Raw genomic sequence first — 1,203 nt, 5'->3', positions numbered from 1 at the left:
TGAGCTACTCCCCGATCATTGGACAGGATCTGGCATAAATTAAGCTACTCGTTGCACCTGGTGATCGGGTTGGGTTCCGTCTCTTCTCAGCCAATAAAGCATGGCAGGCGATCTGCCGCCAAGGGCTGAGTGAGGGCGTTGGTGGTTATAGAAGGCCATCCATTTTCGAATTCCCGCCTTGGCTTCTGATCCGCTCTCCCAAGCATGCAGATAGACGCATTCGTATTTCAACGTCCGCCATAGCCGCTCGATAAAGATGTTGTCGAGGAACCGGCCTTTTCCGTCCATAGATATGCGGATGCCGGACCGCCGCAGTCGGTCGGTCCATGCAAAGGACGTGAATTGGCTGCCTTGGTCGGTGTTCATAATCTCGGGCGGGCCGAACTTGTGGATGGCTTCGTTCAGCGCCTCAACGCAGAAGTCCGCCTCCAGCGTGTTTGAAATGCGCCAAGCCAAAACCTTGCGGGTGTGCCAATCCATGATCGCCACCAGATAGAGAAACCCACGTCGCATCGGCAGATAGGTGATGTCCGAACACCAGACCTGGTTGGGCCGCTCGACCCTCAACCCCTTCAGCAGATAAGGGTAGGTCTTGTGCCCCTTCGCTGGCCTGCTGGTATTAGGCTTCTGGTAGATCGGCATCAATCCCATCAGGCGCATCAGTCGGCGTATCCGTTTCTCATTCACCAGATGGCCGTCGTTGCGCAGGTGCCAGGTCATTTGCCGGACACCGAAGAACGGGGTCTCCAAGAACTGCTCGTCGATCCGCCGCATCAGATCGAGGTTCTGCGCGGTCTCGCCCTTCGGCGTGTAATAGAATGACGAGCGTGAGATCGACAGCAGCTTGCACTGCTGGACGACCGACAGCCGGGGGTGATCAGGCTCAATCATGCCGCGCCTCACTTCCCGCCCCAGGGCTTGAGCTTTCGTTCCAAAAAAGAGTTGGCTACCGCCAGCTCCCCGATCTTGGCATGGAGCTCCTTCACTTGCTCTTCGCCGATCTCGGGCTTTTTTCGGCCGCCGCGTTCGAACACACCGGATGCGCCCTCGAGCAAAGCGCGTTTCCATTGGTGGATCATCGTCGGATGCACCCCAAACCGGCTCGCCAGTTCGGCTGCGGTCTCCTCGCCCTTTAAGGCCTCCAGCGCGACCTTCGCCTTGAACTCCGGCGCATGCTGCTTGCGTTTAGACATCTGTAATCTC

The 1,203-nt window shown here is 57.6% G+C and carries 1 protein-coding gene; it reads right to left on the bottom strand.

Annotation, left to right across the window (positions count from 1 at the left end; all coding sequences use genetic code 11):
• Nucleotides 1-39 precede the first annotated feature (39 nt).
• Nucleotides 40-1,193, bottom strand: a protein-coding gene (locus CFP68_RS17780) for an IS3 family transposase (protein ID WP_241524157.1) whose coding sequence is annotated in 2 segments (ribosomal slippage) — nucleotides 40-941 and nucleotides 941-1,193 — 1,155 coding nt in all. Because the reading frame shifts where the segments join, the coding sequence is not laid out codon by codon here.
• Nucleotides 1,194-1,203 lie beyond the last annotated feature (10 nt).

The sequence above is a fragment of the Oceaniglobus indicus genome (assembly GCF_002751875.1).
GTDB lineage: Bacteria > Pseudomonadota > Alphaproteobacteria > Rhodobacterales > Rhodobacteraceae > Oceaniglobus > Oceaniglobus indicus.
The sequence above is the reverse complement of the archived record's forward strand: the minus strand, read 5'-3'. Positions and strand labels throughout refer to the sequence as shown.